This is a genomic window from Amycolatopsis acidicola (assembly GCF_007713735.2).
GTDB lineage: Bacteria > Actinomycetota > Actinomycetes > Mycobacteriales > Pseudonocardiaceae > Amycolatopsis_E > Amycolatopsis_E acidicola.
Map to the genome: position 1 here is coordinate 48,214 of NZ_VMNW02000025.1, position 15,222 is coordinate 63,435.

14 protein-coding genes are annotated in these 15,222 nt (G+C 70.3%); 1 reads left to right on the forward strand and 13 read right to left on the reverse strand.

Annotated elements, in window-relative coordinates; all coding sequences use genetic code 11:
* Positions 1-12: 12 nt before the first annotated feature.
* The 12 genes from FPZ12_RS18485 to FPZ12_RS18540 all read right to left on the reverse strand — a co-directional run bounded on the left by FPZ12_RS18485 (position 13) and on the right by FPZ12_RS18540 (position 13,524).
* The gene (locus tag FPZ12_RS18485) at positions 13-1,167 is read right to left on the reverse strand and encodes an ABC transporter substrate-binding protein (RefSeq protein WP_144749068.1); all 1,155 of its coding nucleotides are present in this window, start codon (positions 1,165-1,167) and stop codon (positions 13-15) included.
* Positions 1,168-1,216: 49 nt separating this feature from the next.
* Entirely contained in the window at positions 1,217-2,098 is an 882-nt protein-coding gene (locus FPZ12_RS18490) for a fumarylacetoacetate hydrolase family protein (protein WP_144749069.1), read from the reverse strand.
* Entirely contained in the window at positions 2,098-3,120 is a 1,023-nt protein-coding gene (locus FPZ12_RS18495) for an NAD(P)-dependent oxidoreductase (RefSeq protein WP_144749070.1), read from the reverse strand. Before FPZ12_RS18495 ends, FPZ12_RS18490 begins: the two co-directional genes overlap by 1 nt.
* Entirely contained in the window at positions 3,117-4,127 is a 1,011-nt protein-coding gene (locus FPZ12_RS18500; RefSeq protein ID WP_144749071.1) for a Gfo/Idh/MocA family protein, read from the reverse strand. Before FPZ12_RS18500 ends, FPZ12_RS18495 begins: the two co-directional genes overlap by 4 nt.
* The gene (locus tag FPZ12_RS18505) at positions 4,124-5,305 is read right to left on the reverse strand and encodes a M24 family metallopeptidase (RefSeq protein WP_144749072.1); all 1,182 of its coding nucleotides are present in this window, start codon (positions 5,303-5,305) and stop codon (positions 4,124-4,126) included. Before FPZ12_RS18505 ends, FPZ12_RS18500 begins: the two co-directional genes overlap by 4 nt.
* A gap of 39 nt (positions 5,306-5,344) precedes the next feature.
* Positions 5,345-6,514 carry an ABC transporter ATP-binding protein gene (locus tag FPZ12_RS18510; protein ID WP_144749073.1) on the reverse strand — a complete coding sequence of 390 codons (1,170 nt, stop codon included), beginning with the start codon at positions 6,512-6,514 and terminating at the stop codon, positions 5,345-5,347.
* Positions 6,514-8,283, reverse strand: coding sequence for an ABC transporter permease (locus FPZ12_RS18515; protein WP_144749074.1), 1,770 nt, complete (start codon positions 8,281-8,283; stop codon positions 6,514-6,516). The genes FPZ12_RS18510 and FPZ12_RS18515 overlap by 1 nt, the downstream gene beginning before the upstream one ends.
* Positions 8,284-8,571: 288 nt before the next feature.
* Positions 8,572-9,705, reverse strand: a complete 1,134-nt coding sequence (locus tag FPZ12_RS18520; RefSeq protein WP_144749075.1) for a S1 family peptidase — start codon at positions 9,703-9,705, stop codon at positions 8,572-8,574.
* Between the two features lie 125 nt (positions 9,706-9,830).
* A complete protein-coding gene (locus tag FPZ12_RS18525; protein WP_144749076.1) occupies positions 9,831-11,075 on the reverse strand; it encodes an MFS transporter in 1,245 nt (414 codons plus the stop codon).
* 31 nt (positions 11,076-11,106) lie between these two features.
* The gene (locus FPZ12_RS18530; protein ID WP_166462810.1) at positions 11,107-11,952 is read right to left on the reverse strand and encodes a sugar phosphate isomerase/epimerase family protein; all 846 of its coding nucleotides are present in this window, start codon (positions 11,950-11,952) and stop codon (positions 11,107-11,109) included.
* Complete coding sequence (locus FPZ12_RS18535; protein ID WP_144749078.1) at positions 11,949-12,746, reverse strand: SDR family NAD(P)-dependent oxidoreductase; 798 nt, start codon at positions 12,744-12,746, stop codon at positions 11,949-11,951. Before FPZ12_RS18535 ends, FPZ12_RS18530 begins: the two co-directional genes overlap by 4 nt.
* Entirely contained in the window at positions 12,739-13,524 is a 786-nt protein-coding gene (locus tag FPZ12_RS18540) for an alpha/beta fold hydrolase (RefSeq protein WP_144749079.1), read from the reverse strand. The genes FPZ12_RS18535 and FPZ12_RS18540 overlap by 8 nt, the downstream gene beginning before the upstream one ends.
* A gap of 109 nt (positions 13,525-13,633) precedes the next feature.
* Between FPZ12_RS18540 and FPZ12_RS18545 the strand changes: the two genes are divergently transcribed.
* Entirely contained in the window at positions 13,634-14,539 is a 906-nt protein-coding gene (locus tag FPZ12_RS18545) for a LysR family transcriptional regulator (protein ID WP_166462811.1), read from the forward strand.
* A gap of 64 nt (positions 14,540-14,603) precedes the next feature.
* On the opposite strand, the gene FPZ12_RS18550 is transcribed toward FPZ12_RS18545, so the two are convergent.
* Positions 14,604-15,221, reverse strand: a complete 618-nt coding sequence (locus FPZ12_RS18550; protein ID WP_144749081.1) for a nuclear transport factor 2 family protein — start codon at positions 15,219-15,221, stop codon at positions 14,604-14,606.
* Position 15,222: the final 1 nt, after the last annotated feature.

Below are 15,222 nucleotides of genomic sequence, written 5' to 3' on the forward strand. Positions count from 1 at the left end.
CACGCGGCGGCTTCACCGCGAGAACAGCCCCTTCCACTCGGTCCGGGCCTTGTCCAGCTCGCTCGTGGCGACCTGGTCGGTGTTGAGCGGGATGATCGGCATGTCCGAGAAGGCGGGCTGGTACGGCGCCGCCGACGCCGGCGGGTCCACGCCGGGGTAGAACGAGCCGATGCCCTCCTTTTCCACATACATCCGCTGTCCCGCTTCACTGAGCAGCCAGTCGTCGAACAGCTTAGCGATCGCCGCGTGCGGTGCCGTGGAGGTGATGGCGTACGTCTGTCCGGCCAGCGGCGTGCCCTCCTGCGGGTAGTAGACCTTCAGCGGGACTTTGGTCTGGGCCACGGTCTGCGACACCCGGAACCCCGACGTGACCGACACGCTGACCTGTCCCTGCGCGACCTTCTGCGCCTCTTCGGCCGAGCTGCCGGTCGAGGTCAGCGGCCCGTTGGCCGCCCAGTCCCGGAACACCGACGGGTCCAGCTTGCCGCGCAGCCCGTAGTACCAGTAGAGCGAGCCCTCGTTGGCGGACACGTTGGGCACGTCCCACTTGCCCTTCAGCGCGGGGTCGGCCAGGTCCGCCCAGCTGGTGACGGGCTTGGCGTATTTCCCGGGGTTCACCACCACGGCGAAGGCATACGCGACCGGGGCGATGTAGTACCCCGGCTTCTGCGCGACGTACTTCGACGCGGCCGTGTAATGCACCGATTCGGGTGAGTCGTACTGCGTCAGGCCATTGCCGTCCGCGAGCTCGGAAAGCAGCCGCGGGGACGCCACCCCGAAGAAATCGGTCTTGCCCTGTCCGGCCGAGACCTCCTGTTCCAGGCGCGAGGACAGCTGCCCGGACGTGAGCCGCTCGAACGTCAGCTTGGCTCCCGGCAACCCGTACTGCTGCTGGAAAGCGGCGAACATCGCGGTGGCGGTGGTGGGCGCGACGACCGAGTCGATCCAGCTCAGTTCGTTCTCGCCCCGCGCCTGCGCGATCAGGCGCGCTACCCGGTCGTGCTCGGCGCCGGTGAGCTTGTCGAGCACCGGCGCGGTGACACCGGAGATGTCCACCTGCGCCCCGCTGTCGTCCCCGCCCGGGCCACAGGCCGTGAGCGCGAGCACGGCGGTCAGGCACGCGGCGAGCGCGCGGCGCGGGTTTTTCTTCGCTGCTGGTCGGTTCATGATCGAGGGCTCCTTCACCTGTCCACGTCGTTGTGGCTGCCGGAACGGCTTATGCGCGATGTCCGGCGGGCTCGGCCGGGAGCCGCTTGCCCGCGCCGTCCCACGCCCGGTGCAGCGGGTCGGCCACGTCGACCGCCAGTTCGCCGATGCCTTCGACAGTCATCACCACGTGGTCGCCGTCCTGCACCGGGCCCATGCCGACGTGGTAGGTGCCGGTGGCGATCACGTCGCCGGGCACCACCCCCGCCACCGACGACGCGACCTCGATGAGCCGGTCGATGCGGTTGGCCATCCGCGCGGTCGAATAGCGCTGCCGCACCTCGCCGTTGACCGAGAGTTCGACGGTGAGGTCGTGCGGGTCGGGAATCTCGTCCGCGGTCACGAGCACCGGCCCCATCGGGCCGAACCCCGCCGGCGATTTCTTGAAGTAGTAGGTGGTGCCGACGTCGCGGGCCGACAGGTCGAGGAAGCCGGTGTAGCCGAACACGTGGTCCATCGCGTCCGCCGCCGCGATGTCCCGCCCGGCCCGGCCGATCACCACCGCCAGCTCCGGCTCGTGGTGGAACACCCTGGCCTCGACCGGCGGGAGCGTCACCGTCGATCCGGTCGGGACGACGGACAACGGCGACTTGAGGAAGAAGTCGGCGGCCACGCCCTGCCTGTCGTCGGCGTAGTTCTTCACCGCGCAGAGCAGCTGTTTCGGCGACGGCACCGGCGCCTCCAGCGAAACCGCGGCCAGCGGCGGATGGGCCAGCGTGGCGTCGGCCGCCAGCGCGGCCAGCTCCGCGCGCTTGTCCGCGTAGGTCTCGATGAGCAGCTCGACCCGGTCCTGCGGCGCGGTGGTGGCGGGCACGACCGAATCGGGCACGGCCGTGACCCGGCCGTCCGCGACCACGCCGAGCGTGCCGCCGTCGTAGCAGCAGAAGATCATCAGGACTCCTCGGTGTTCTCGTAGGGACGGCGGTGCTCCCAGACCTCCGGGTTGACGAGTCCGGCCGGCCTGGTGCCCGCCGCGCAGGCCAGCACGCGCCGGCCGATCTCGCGGGCCCTGACCTCGTCCGACTGCGCCGTGACGCCGCCGATGTGCGGGGTGAGGATCACGTTTTCCAGCCGCCGCAAGGGAGAATCGACCGGCAGCGGCTCCTGTTCGAAGACGTCCAGCGCGGCTCCGGCGAGCCGGTTCTCGCGCAGGGCGGCCACCAGCGGGGCCTCCTCGACGACCGGTCCGCGCGAGCAGTTCACCAGGAAGGCCGTCGGTTTCATGGCCGCGAGCAGGTCCGCGTCGACCAGATGGGTCGTCGCCGGGGTCAGCGGGACGTGCAGCAGCAGGACATCCGCCTGGCGGGCGCAGTCCGCGAGGTCCGCACATAGCTCGACACCGGCCTCGGCGGCTGTCTCCGCCGAAGCGAACGGGTCGTGGCCGATCAGCTTGCCGGGGCGCAGCACCGCGAGCTTCTTCGCGACTTCGAGGCCGATGTGGCCGAGCCCGACGACGGCCACCGTGCTGGTGGTCAGGTCCGAGCCGATGTCCTGTTCCACCCGGGAATACCGGTCACGGACCCGGCCCCAGTCCACGCCGCCCCGCAGGTCGCGGTCGGCTGCGACGATGCGCCGCGTCAGCGCGAGCACCGTGCCGAGGGTGAACTCGGCGACCGCGCTCGCCGCCGCGCCGGTGTTGGCGATGACCGGGATCCCGCGTGCCGTGGCCGCGCGGACGTCGATCCACTCGTAACCCGCGGTCGGCGCCGCGATGATCCTCAGCTCCGGCGCCGACTCCAGGACCGGCCCGTCGACGGTGACGCCCTTGGTGGCGACGAGGACGCGCGCCCCCGGCAGGTGCTTGCGCACGGTTTCGGCCCGCTGGTCTTCGCAGTACTCGACCGGGCCGAGCGAGCCCAGGATCCGTTCCGCCGTCCGGAGATAGCCGAGCCGTTTGGTGATGACCGTGGTCACGAGACTCCTTCCCTGATCGCGTGGTCGACCGCGTCGGCGACCCGCTGCGCCGCGACACCGTCCGCCCCGGACGCCGACGCGGGCCCGCCGCCCGCCGTGGCGGCGACGAAAGCGTCGAACTGAGCCGCATACACGTCGTGCGGCTCGACGCGGACGGTTCGCTCGCCGGTGTCCGAGACCAGCCGGAGCAGCCCGCCGCCGTGGTTGCCGATCGACTCCGAGACCGTGATCCGGCCGCGGGTGCCGAGCACGGTGATGCCGTTGCCGGGATGCCGCGCCCGCCCGGCGGCGATGGTCACCATCGCGCCCCGCGCCGAGGTGGCCGTGACCTCGACGACGCGGTGCGGGCCGCGTGCCGCGCCAGTGTCCTTTTCGGACATCCGGGCCGCCACGCCGCCCAGTTCGTCGTCGAGCAGCCAGCGGACGAGGTCGACGGCGTGGCTCCCGGTGCCGTTCATCGAGCCCCGGCTGGGGTTCGTGACCGCGCGCGAGGTGGCGAGCCGGGCCGTCGAATCGCCGCGCCCGAGCACGTGCAGGTACTCGACCCGTATCGCGACCGGGACGCCGATCGTCCCGTCGCGGATCAGCGCCCGCGCGCGGTGGTGTGCCTCGTTGTGCCGCAGGTGGAATCCGGTGCCCAGGACCACCCCGGCCCGGCGGCAGGCCTCGGCGAGCCGGACGGCTCCCGTCGTTTCCGGCGCGAGCGGTTTCTCGCACAGCACGTGTTTTCCCGCCGCGGCCGCCTCGGCCACGTGCTGCTCGTGCCCGGCGTTGGCGGAACAGACGTACACATGGCTGATCTCCGGGTCGGCGAGCAGGGCACCGAGCGCGGTGCCACAGCCCGGCACGCCGTGCCGGGCGGCGAGGGCCGAGGCCCTCGCCGGGTCCGACCCGCACACCGCGAGAGCGGTAGCGGACCGGGCCCCGGCGAGGCCGGGCAACCCGAACGCGTCGGCGTGCCTGCCGGTGCCGACGACGAGCCACCCGGTGGGCGCGGGCGTGCTCATCCCAGGGTGTAGGGGTAGGTCGAGTACAGGTCGATCCCGGTCTCGGTGATGATGATCTCGTCCTCGAGGTGCACCCCGCCGACCCCGTCCTCGCCCAGCGGCGGGCTGGTCACCGAGAACGCCATCCCGGGCTCCAGCGGGTAGTCGTCGACGGCGCGCAGGTGCGGGCCCTCGAACGCGGAGATGCCGATCCCGTGGCCGAGCGTGCGGCGGCCGAGCTTGGCGCACAGCTCCTTCGGGGTCACGCCGGGCCCGAGCGCGCCGAGCTGTTCCAGCTGCAGCTCGTGCGCCTTCTTGAGCAGATCGACCTGTGCGCTCGTCGGCTTGCCCCCGCACACGAAAGCACGGCAGAAATCGCCGAAATAGCCGGAAAAACAGCCGCCGAAGTCCATGTTGACGAGGTCGCCGTGCTGCACGATGCGGTCGCTGTGGAAACGCCGGTAGGGATGCGCGCCGGGACCGGAGTTGACGACTTCGGAGCACTGCGTGGTTTCCGTGCCGAGCGCCCACATCGCGCGGAAGCACTCCCCGACCAGCTCGCACTCCCGCACCCCGGGGCGCAGGATGTCCACCGCGGCCTGCATGCCGGCCTCGGAGATCGAGTACGCCAGCTTCAGGCAGGTGATCTCGTCCCTGGTCTTGATCCGCCGCGTCCCGATCATCGCCTCCTGCCCGTTGACGAACGTGGCGTTCGGCAGCCTGCGGTGCAGCACGTCGTACATCGCGGGCGACCAGATGTCCACACCGATCCTGGCCGTCTCCACGCCCGAACCGAAGTAGTGCAGCAGATCGTCCACAAAGGACTCGACGTCGCGGTCGATGTCCATCTGGTAGGGCGTGTGGAACCGCTCGTCGGGAATCCACGGGATGTTCTGCGCGGCGTAGTCGGGATCGATGATCCACACCGCCGAGTCGCCCTCGGCCGCGAGCACCACCAGCGGGCCGCCGCCCAGCTGGATCGTCGGCCAGTACAGCCGCTTGATCCCGGTGCTGTAGCGGGCGTTCTCGGCCCGCAGCTGGATCAGGTAGTCCAGGTCGGCCGCGGCCATCGCCTCGCGGGTCTTGGCGAGCCGTTCGGTGCGCAGCCGGTCCATGTCGACCCGCGGTTCCCAGTCGACCTGCATCGGACCGAACGTGCTGGCGGAACGGACAATGGCGCCGGAACCTTCGTGGGGCATGCGTTTCTCCTGACTGTTCTCAGTGGGAAAATCCTGGGCTCAGCGGCTGAGGCAGAGCGCGCGGTCGGCGGCGCACGAAACCGTGACCCTGGTGCCGACGGGCACGGGCGCCTTCCCGAGCGCGAAGACGCGGATCCGGGCGACGCCGACATCGACCGTGTAGTCGGTCAGCGAGCTGCCGATCCGCACGTCCTCGACCGTGCCGGGCAGCGCGTTTCCGGCGCTTTCGCCCTCCTCGACGAGAAGGTCTCCTGGCCGCCACACGAGCGACACCGGTTCGCCGACCTTCGCCTCGCCCGCGACTCTGGCGAAGAGCCGGGTCACGCCGTGTGGCAGGGCCACGTCGATGCCGGCCATCCGCCGCACGCGACCGTCCACATCGGACTCGGTGGTCTCGGTGGCGAACACGCCTTCGATGATGTTCGTCTGGCCGAGCAGTTTCGCGACGAACAGCGACGCCGGTTCGGCGAGCAGCTGGGCGGGGGTGCCGTCCTGGACGATCCGGCCGTCCCGCATGACGACGATCCGGTCCGAGAGCATCATGGCCTCGTCCTGGTCGTGCGTGACGTACACGGCGGTGATGCCCAGCTCGCGCTGCAGCCTGCCGATGTCGCGCCGCACCGAGTCCCGCCGGGCGGCGTCGAGGTTGCTCAGCGGTTCGTCCAGCAACAGCAGGCCGGGCCGGTAGACGAGCGCGCGGGCCAGCGCGACGCGTTGCTGCTGGCCGCCGGAAAGCTGACCGGGCTGCCTGCCGCTCATCCCGTCGAGGCCGACGAGGTTCAGCATCTCCTCGACGCGCGGCCGGATCGCCGCCGTTTTCGCGCCACGCATCCGCAACGGGAACGCGACGTTCTCGAACACGCTCAGATGCGGCCAGAGCGCGTAGGACTGGAACACCATGCCGATGTCGCGTTTGCTGGGCCGCAGATGCACGCGGCGTTCGGCCGAAGTCATGAGCCTGCCGCCGAGCCGGACAGTGCCCGCGTCGGGCACCTCGATCCCGGCGAGGCACCGCAGCGTCGTGGTCTTTCCGCAGCCGGACGGGCCCAGCAGGGTGAGCAACTGCCCGCGCCGCACCGAAAACGTCGCGTCACGGACGCCGCCGTCGCCGTAGTCGCGGGTCAGTCCGGTCACCTCGAGGTGGGACTCTTCCCGGTGCTTCGCGGGCGCCTCGGCTTCGGTGCCCGCCGTGCGCACGTGGTCGGTCATCACATCGCCACCGCCATCCGGTTCCCGGTGTCGCCCCGCCGCGTGGTCACGATCCAGAAGACCGCCGAGCAGCCCAGCAGGACGACCGTCTGCAGCAGCGTGAACGCCGCCGTCACGCCAGGGGGTTCGAAGGACACGCTGTTCAGCAGCCCCACCGACAGCGTTTGGGTGCCCGAAGTCTGCAGCAGCGCTGACATCGGGAGCTCGCGCATGAAGGTGAGGAAGACGAGCATCCAGCCCGCGGCGAGGCCGGGGCGCACGAGCGGCAGGAGAACCCGCCGGGTGTAACGGAACCAGCCCGCGCCGGAAAGACGCGCGGCCTCTTCGAGTTCCGGGTGCACCGCCAGGAAGGCCGCCGACACCGACCGCTGGGCGAACGGCAGGAACCGGACCGTGTAAGCGATCCCGATGATCCACAGTGAACCGAACAACGGCGTGCGGAGCACCAGGGTGAGCAGGCCGACGCCGAGCACCAGCCCGGGCACCGCCACCGGCATGGTCAGGCAGACCTCGAACAGGCGGCGGCCGGTGATCCTGGTCCGCTCCAGCGCGTAGACCACGACCACGCTGATCGCGACGACGAGAAAGGCGCACGCCGTGGACAGCACCAGGCTGTTCACCAGCGCCCGCCCGACGACGGATCCCTGCCCGGACAACGCTTTCACGTTGTCGAACGTCAGGCTGCCGAGGTCGATCGAACCCGTCCACCCCGCGGAAAAGGCCACGATGGCGAGCACGCCGACGGGCAGCACGGCGGCGAGCCCGAGGTAGGCGAGCTCACCGGCGAGCGCGAGCCACCGCCAGCGGCCGAGCCGGATCGCCTCGGCACTGGCCCCGCGGCCCGAGACGGTCACGAAACCGCGGTCCCGCAAGGCCCGCCGCTGCAGGTACAGGCACCCCGCCGTGATCAGCATCAGCACGCAGCCCAGTGCCGCGCCGAAGTTGTAGTCGGGCGGGAAGATCTGCACCGCGTCGTAGATCCGGGTGGACAGGGTCTGGATGCCCGGGCCGTAGCCGAGGACGAGCGGAACGGACAGGTCCTCGATGCCGAGGACGAACACGAGGATCGCCGCCGAGAGGATCGCGGGGCCCGCCAGTGGCAGGGTGATCCGCACCGCCGTGCGGAACGGGCTCGCCCCGCACGCCTGCGCCGCCTGTTCCAGCGAGCTGTCCATCTGGCGGAAGGCGGCGCCGCATTGCAGCATCACGAACGGCGTCAGGAACAGGCCGAGTACCACGATGATCCCGGCCGTCGAATGGACGTCGAAGAACGTGCCCGTGGTGAGCCCGGCCGAGCGGGCCAGCTGGTTGAGCAGGCCGGCGTGCGCGTCGCCGAGGTAGGTCCAGGCGATCGAGCCGATCAGCGGGGACAGGAAGAACGGCACCAGGTTCAGCACTTCGAACGCGCGCCGGAACGGGAGGTCGGTGCGCGCGACGAGCCAGCCCAGCGCGACGCCGACGACGGTGGCCACCGCCATCGCTCCCAGCGCGATGACGCAGCTGTTCCGCGCCGAGGTGAGCACGTCGGACGAGAGCAGCTCCGTGTAGTGGGTGTCCGACCAGACCCACTTGAGCAGCCCGGTCTGCCGCTGGAAGGAGCGCAGGATCACCTGCACGATCGGGGCCGCGATGAGCGCGGCCACCGCGAGGACGAAAACGGTGAGGACAAGTCGTTCCGGCGTGTACTGAGCCCGGAACCGGCGCCGGTGGGGTGGGACTGCCGGAGGTTCGCCCGGCGCCCGCAACATCGTTGTTGTGGCGTGGACCATACCCAGGATCGTCAGCCACTTCGGAAGGAATGTCAACCATTCTTTGCCGCAATCTGATCTCTGACCGCGCGTTTCGGCGTCAGCTCCGTCAGATTGCTTGACGAAACGAGCAAAGCTGGCTGACAATCAGGCTTCCCCGAGGGAACGGCGGGAACCCGGCGAAAACACCACCGCCTGGTCACCTCCGTCCGTGCGGGCGGAGGTGACCAGGCGGCGCGTGATGAGGCAGCGGAATTGTCGAAAGGCCACCCGGGCAAGAGGCGCGAGTGGCCGCGGCGAACCGGGCGGTCAGGCGGTGACGAGGGTGAGTCCGTAGGCCTGCAGGATCTCGTTCACCGGCTGGAACCACGTCTCCCCGCCGGAGGTGCAGTCGCCGTATCCGCCGGAGGTCACGCCCTGGGCCTGGTCGCCGGAGATGAACGAGCCGCCCGAGTCGCCGGGCTCGGCGCAGACCGACGTCCGCGTCACCTGGTACACCGCGCCCTGGGAGTAGTTCACCGTTTCGTTGAGCCCTTCCACGACACCGCAGTGCCAGTGCGACGTCGAACCCGAGCGGCAGACCGAGGTCCCCGCGACGGCCACCGCCGAACCGCGGACCAGCTGGTCGCTCACCGTGCCCCAGCCCAGTACGACCGGCACGGTCCACCAGCCGTTGCCGATCCTGATGAACGAATAGTCGTTGCCAGGAAAGGAGGATCCGGCGAAGGTGCCCTGCGCGGAGCCGTCCCAGCCGGTGGTCGTCGAACCGGCGGAGCCGCAGTGACCGGCGCTGACGAACCCGCCCTGCACGGAAAACCCGATGGAGCACCGGACGTTTCCGTTGATGTAGTAGGGATCGCCGCCGACGGTGCCCGCCGCCTCGGTCACCGGGCGGGGCGCGGTCACCGTGGTCACCGGCGCGCCGGTCTGGCGCGCGCGAGCGAGGAACCCGTCGACGTCCGCGCCTTGCGCGCCCGGCTGAAGCGTCACGACGAGGCTGCCCGTACGCGGGTCGGTGCGCCAGCTGGTCACCGACGCCGGTGCGGGCGCGCCTTTCACCGTGTTGTCCAGCGCTTCCTTCGCACGGTCCAGCGCGGCGGCGCTGGTACGAGCCGGCGCCGTGGCGGCGCCCGCCTTCTCGACCGCCGCGGCCACCGAAGCGTCCGTGACGCCGACGACGAGTTTGCCCCGCGCCGCATCGAACCACGCCCCGCCGAACGCGGCTCCCGCCGCTCGCTCGGCCGCGGGCAACACCTCCGCGGCCGCCTTCTCCTGCGCCAGTCTGGTCTGGACCTGTTCGGCGGTGAGACCGAAATCCCGCTGCATGGCCGAAAGCAGCGCGGGCGACGCTTGCGCGACCGTGGCCGGGGCCAGTGCGGCGGTGCCCAGCACGAGCACGGGAACCACCGCGCCGGCGACTCTCCCGGCGATTCTTCGATGCATCGGACGAACCTCCTCAGGACGGAAAAACCCACACCGTGCCCAGAGTGTGCGAGCGCCCGGCACAGTGGTCTAGACTTTTTCCGTCGCCTGTCCGATTCCTGTCCCGCATTGCCCCGTTCGGCCCGCTACGAAAGTTCGCGCGCCTGTTCCCGGATCGGCAGGAGCAGCAGCACTCCCAGCAGCGGCCCGATCGCCAGCACGCCGAAGGACAGGAACAGCGAGCCGGTCGCGCTGAACACGGCGCCCACGGCGACCGGGGCGAACACGCCGCCGAGTTGCCAGGCGGTGTTGGCGAAACCGAAGGAACCGCCGACGAACCGCGGGTCGGCGTACTGCGGGACGGTCGAGTTGGTCAGCACCGTGTACCCGTAGACGCCGAGCCCCAGCAACGGGGCGAGCACCAGCATGGCCGGGTAATGCCGGACCAGGCCGAAGACCACCAGGATGACCACGAAGTACCCGCTGAGGATCATCAGGTGCGTCTTGCGGGTGCCGCGCATCCGGTCCGACAGGAACCCGACCAAGGGTTTGACGCCGATCGCGGTGGTGCTGACGATGACCATGACCAGCGCGGCCTTCCCGGCCGAGAGCCCGAGCGATTTGACCATCAGGGAGTTGCCCCAGGCCAGGAATCCCAGGGTGGCCCACTGCATGCCCAGGCCGGCGGCCGCGAGCGACATCAGGTTGCGGTTCTTCAGCATCGCCGCGAAACCGAGGCGCCCGCCCGGTTCCGCCTGCCCGGCGGGCTCCACCGCGACGGGCGGGTCGTTGCGCAGCAGGACCCAGCAGAGCACGCCCACCACAACGGTCAGCACGCCGAACAGGTAGTAGACCCCGTTCCAGTGCACCCGCGCCATCAGCGCCGGGATGGACGCGTTGGCGAGCACGCTGCCGAACGCGGTCGCGGTGATGTACAGCCCGAAAGCCGTCCCCCGGTCCCGCGGCGGGAACCAGCGGCTGAGCAGTTTCGTGAAGGACGCGACGTCCGCGCCGCTGACCAGCCCGATGAGGACCTGGATCGCGATCCCTGCGCCGAGGTTGTGCACCGTGCCGAAGGCGAAGGTCAGGATTCCGGCCAGGACAAGGGAAATCCCCACGGCGAGGCGGCCGCCGATCAGGTCCGCGACGATCCCGCCGGGAATGTTGGTGACCACGTACCCGATCGACAACGCGGTGGCGAAGATCCCCAGCTGGGCCACCGTCAGCCCGATCGAATGCGAAGCGTCGACGGCGACCACCGACCAGGCGGTGCGGTTGAGGTAGATGAGCGTGTAGGCCAGCCAGCACACGGCGAGGATCACCCACCGGTAGCGGGAAGCTTTCGCTACCGGGTGCACCGCCGTGCCCGCGGGCGACTCCGTGGCGTCCATTGTGGACCTCCTTGTCCAGTGGGGAAAAGCTTCAGTGCAGCAGGTCCCATTCGCGGAGCTGGGCCGCGTTGTGTCGCAGGGTCGCCAGAGGTGAGCGGTCCAGGCTCAGGTCCTCGACCGAAACCCAGCCGGTGTAACCGCGCTGGCGGATGAGGCCGAGCACCCGCGGGACGTCGACTTCGCCGTCCTCGAGCGGGGTCCAGGCCGCTTGCCAGCCGCCGCCCGGCGAGCGGAAATGCGCGGCGTTCTTCAGGTGCACGTGCCCGAGGTACTCGCCGAGCAGGTCGAGCGCGAGCTCGTGCGCCTCATAGCCTTCGAAGACGAAATTGCCGAGGTCGTAGATGACGCCGACATACGCCGGGTCGAAGCGCGAGACCACCCGATGAGCGAGCGAAGCACTGGGACAGATGGTGTTGTGGTGGATCTCCAGCAGCGCGCGGATACCGGCCGCGCGCGCGGCCGCCTCGATTTCCCCGAAGAACGCGACGGTTCGCTCGAACAAGTCCGAATAGGACTTTCCCGTCCGGGAGATCCTCGGCGCCTGCAAGCGGATTTGCGGAGCACCCGCCGCGTTCGCCAGGTCGCACGCGAGCCGGAGCATCTCCGTATCGCCGACCTCGATGTAGGGCGCCAAACCGATCACGTCGAGGCCCGCCGCGCGTGTGTCGCGTGCGACCGCCTCCACCGTCGCCACGTCCAGCGGGAGGGTGGCGTGGTGGTCGACGAGGTACGGATGCGCGGGCCGGGGATCGCGGATGCTGCCGGGGCGTGGTTCGACCCGCCATTCGATCCCGCCGAATCCCGCCGCCCGGACCTCCGCGATGCAGCCGGGAATGTCCACTGTGGGCAGACAGATCGTCGCGACGCTGAACTTCACTGCCGCGCCAGGTGCTCGACGGCGAGCGGGATCCGCGGGAGCGGGGCGAGCTGGGCGCCACCGCACACGTGCAGCACCTCGCCGGTGATGAAGGACGCGGCGGGCGAAGCCAGGAAAGCGACGGCCTCGGCGACGTCACGGGGTTCGGCCATCCGCGGCATCGGCGTGATGGCCTGGTATTCCGCGGTGAAGCGCCGCATCTGCTCTTCGTCGCGGTCGTAGGAGGTGAAGTCGGACTCGATGAAGCTGGGCGCGACGGCGTTCGCGGTGACGTTGTACTTCGCCAGCTCGGTGGCGAAGGAGCGGGTCATGCCGACGATCCCGGCCTTCATGGTGGTGTAGGCGACCGGGCCGCCGGAAACCCAGTTCCGCGAAGCGATGTTGACGACCGAACCTGCCTGCTGCGCCTTGAAGAACTCCAGCGCCCTGCTGACGAGGAACGCCGGGCCGCGCAGGTTCACGTCGCTCATCTGGTTCCAGGCGTCCGGGGACAGCTCCGAAAGCGTGGAGCGCCGGTTCACGGCCGCGTTGTTGACGATGACGTCGATCCGGCCGAAGCGCCGGCCCACTTCCCCGACCAGCTCCTCGATCGACTCGACGGAACCGAGGTCCGCGGCGATGCCGACCGCGGGCGGGGCGAACCGGGCCCGCAGTTCGGCGGCGGTCGCGGCCGCCGCGTCCGCCTTGACGTCGGCGACCACGACGGCGACACCGTCTTCGAGGAGTCGTCCGGCGATGGCTGTTCCCAGTTTTCCCGCCGCTCCGGTGACGATGGCGACGCGGTGCTCAGTCATGATGCGCTTCTTTCTTTTCCAGTGACGACAGGAATCCGGCCGTCGCGGCCAGTACGTCGCCGGGATGTTCGTGGTGCGTCCAGTGCCCGCCGGGCAGGACCTTGATGACGGCGTCCGTGAGGAACTCGCGCGCGGTGCGGGCGCGCTCGTCGCTCCGGTAGATCGCGAGCACGGGAACCGGGAATCCGGCGAAGAACTCCGTTGCCTGCGAACGGAAATGCAGCGCCCCGGGGCCGAAGGCGAACTCGGTGAACAGCTCGCGTACGGCCGACGGGGCGGCGGCGACCAGGTCGCCGTTCCCGGGCAGCACGGGGCTCGGCCCGAAACCGGCGAAGTGCTCGCGAGCGACCGCCAGAGGATCTTCGCGCCGGAGTCGTCCGGCGATGCCCTCGATCCGGCCGCGATCCTCGTCGGGGATCCCGAACGCCGGGTCGATCGCGACCAGCCCGGCCACCAGCTCCGGTTCCTGCCGGGCGAGGAAGGCCGCCACCTCACTGCCCGCGGAATGCGCGACGAGCACGACGCGGCCGAGACCGAGCCGGTCCACCAGACCGCGCACGTCCGCCGCCACGTGCGGCAGCCGCATGTCCTGCCCTGGCGCGGACTCGCCGTGCCCACGCAGGTCCACGAGCACGACCGGCGCGATCTCGCGCAGTCCCGGCAGCACGGGGTGCCAGTCCGACCGCGAGCGGGCCCAGCCGTGGATGAGGACGAAGGTGAACGGAGCCCCCTCCGGCCCGGCCAGCCGTTCGAAAGCCGGCTCGACGATCTCGGTCATCGCGTCCCTTCCCGTGCGTCTTCGCTGGGACGATCCTCTGCAACCAGCGGGTATAGTTCAAATGCCTATCGTTCGCCCTCGCCATGCCCGAGGGGCATATGCTCGGGTCATGCTGGAGCTCCGCCACCTCGACTACTTCCGCGCCGTCGCCGAGTACGGCTCCATCTCGCGCGCCGCGGCCGCCCTTCATCTCACCCAGCCGACGCTGAGCAGGCAGATCGCCGGGCTGGAAAAGTCGCTGGGGCACCGGCTCCTGCGGCGCACTCCGGCCGGCACCGAGCTGACCGCCGTCGGCGAGGGCCTGCGTCGGCATTTGTCGTCCATTTTCGAGCTCGTCGACCGGATCCCGGAGGTCCTCCAGGCCGCGGCCACCGCCCGGCACCTCGTGCACCTGGGAGTCCCGTCGGGGATCCCGGACGGCTGGATCGAGGCCTACCTGAACTCGGTGCACGAAGCCGCGCCGGAGATCCATTTCGCGATCGTCGAGGCCACGAGCGAGGAGCAGCGCCGGCTGCTGCTCAACGGCCTGCTGGACCTGAGCCTCATGCACACCCAGCCACCGGAGCTCCACGCGGAACCCCTGTTCCGGCAACGACTCGGCTGTGTTTTCCGCGAAGGCGCCGAGGCCGGTGACCGGGCCGAGCTCGACGTCACCGACCTAAGTGGACTGCGCGTCATGGCCCACTCCGCCAAGGGCGAAGAGGCAGGCCTGCGCGCGGCGGCGACCGCGGCCGGTGCCGAAGTCGGCTGGCTGTTCCGGGCGTTCTCCGAGCACAGCGAGCTCATCGCCAACAGCTCCCGGGTCGACGCCGTGCTCATCGGCTCGACCTCCGCACGGAAGTGGTTCCCTTCGTGGCGCTGGGTTCCGTTCCACGCCGAGCGGCCCGAACACTGGATGCGGACCTGGGTCGCGTGGGCGGGCAACGATCCGAAGCACGGGGACGTCCTGCTCGGCTGTCTGCGGGAAACCGCCAGGCAGTACCGCGACGACCCGACCTACGAGTCCACCGGCTGAGGCCTGTCGCGCCCGCGTAGGAAATCCTTGCGCCGCATCGTGTTCGGGCTCCACGTGCGTGCGATCAATGCGGGTCTCCGGCGGTCGCGGAACCGGCAAGCCACTTCGCGCCCTCGTCGTAGAGACGCTCGACGGCCGGGCCGGTCAGCCCCGGCAGCCCGGTCTTGACGGTGAACCCGGCCTTCGTCTGCGCGTAGCCGAGATGGCGGTAGCCGGCCGGAAAACGTGCCAGCAGTTCAGGATCCAGCTCCAGCCGCGCCGCCGGATCGACGACGTCGAGCCGGTCCTTCTCGTAGACCGGCTGGCGCCGGACGATCTTCCACTCCCCCGCGTGACGGGCGCAGAAATCGTAGAACCGGCCCGTGCAGACGACATCCGCGGCCACGCCGTCGAGCACCACCCGCTGGTTGATGGTCATCTTGGTCTGCGCCACGGCGCGGTCCCCGGCGAGGTCCGCGGTGTGCCCGCCCAGGAAGTGCAGGATCGACACCCCGCGCTCGAACCCGTCCCGGCTCGCCGCGATGAACTCGGCCGCCGGGCCCTGGAACCAGGTCGCGGTCATCCACCCGTCGTCCGGATGCCAGACCGTGGCGAACCGCGCCCAGTCCCCCGCGTCGCGCCAGACCGCCCAGTTCTCGACCAGCTCGCGGATCGCGAGCCGGTCCTCCATGTGCGCAGGCATG

Coding starts and splice junctions, on each gene's coding strand:
- FPZ12_RS18485 (WP_144749068.1), bottom strand. CDS start 1,167: ATGAACCGACCAGCAGCGAAGAAAAACCCGCGCCGCGCGCTCGCCGCG.
- FPZ12_RS18490 (WP_144749069.1), bottom strand. CDS start 2,098: ATGATCTTCTGCTGCTACGACGGCGGCACGCTCGGCGTGGTCGCGGAC.
- FPZ12_RS18500 (WP_144749071.1), bottom strand. CDS start 4,127: ATGAGCACGCCCGCGCCCACCGGGTGGCTCGTCGTCGGCACCGGCAGG.
- FPZ12_RS18505 (WP_144749072.1), bottom strand. CDS start 5,305: ATGCCCCACGAAGGTTCCGGCGCCATTGTCCGTTCCGCCAGCACGTTC.
- FPZ12_RS18510 (WP_144749073.1), bottom strand. CDS start 6,514: ATGACCGACCACGTGCGCACGGCGGGCACCGAAGCCGAGGCGCCCGCG.
- FPZ12_RS18515 (WP_144749074.1), bottom strand. CDS start 8,283: ATGGTCCACGCCACAACAACGATGTTGCGGGCGCCGGGCGAACCTCCG.
- FPZ12_RS18520 (WP_144749075.1), bottom strand. CDS start 9,705: ATGCATCGAAGAATCGCCGGGAGAGTCGCCGGCGCGGTGGTTCCCGTG.
- FPZ12_RS18525 (WP_144749076.1), bottom strand. CDS start 11,075: ATGGACGCCACGGAGTCGCCCGCGGGCACGGCGGTGCACCCGGTAGCG.
- FPZ12_RS18535 (WP_144749078.1), bottom strand. CDS start 12,746: ATGACTGAGCACCGCGTCGCCATCGTCACCGGAGCGGCGGGAAAACTG.
- FPZ12_RS18540 (WP_144749079.1), bottom strand. CDS start 13,524: ATGACCGAGATCGTCGAGCCGGCTTTCGAACGGCTGGCCGGGCCGGAG.
- FPZ12_RS18545 (WP_166462811.1), top strand. CDS start 13,634: ATGCTGGAGCTCCGCCACCTCGACTACTTCCGCGCCGTCGCCGAGTAC.
- FPZ12_RS18550 (WP_144749081.1), bottom strand. CDS start 15,221: ATGCCTGCGCACATGGAGGACCGGCTCGCGATCCGCGAGCTGGTCGAG.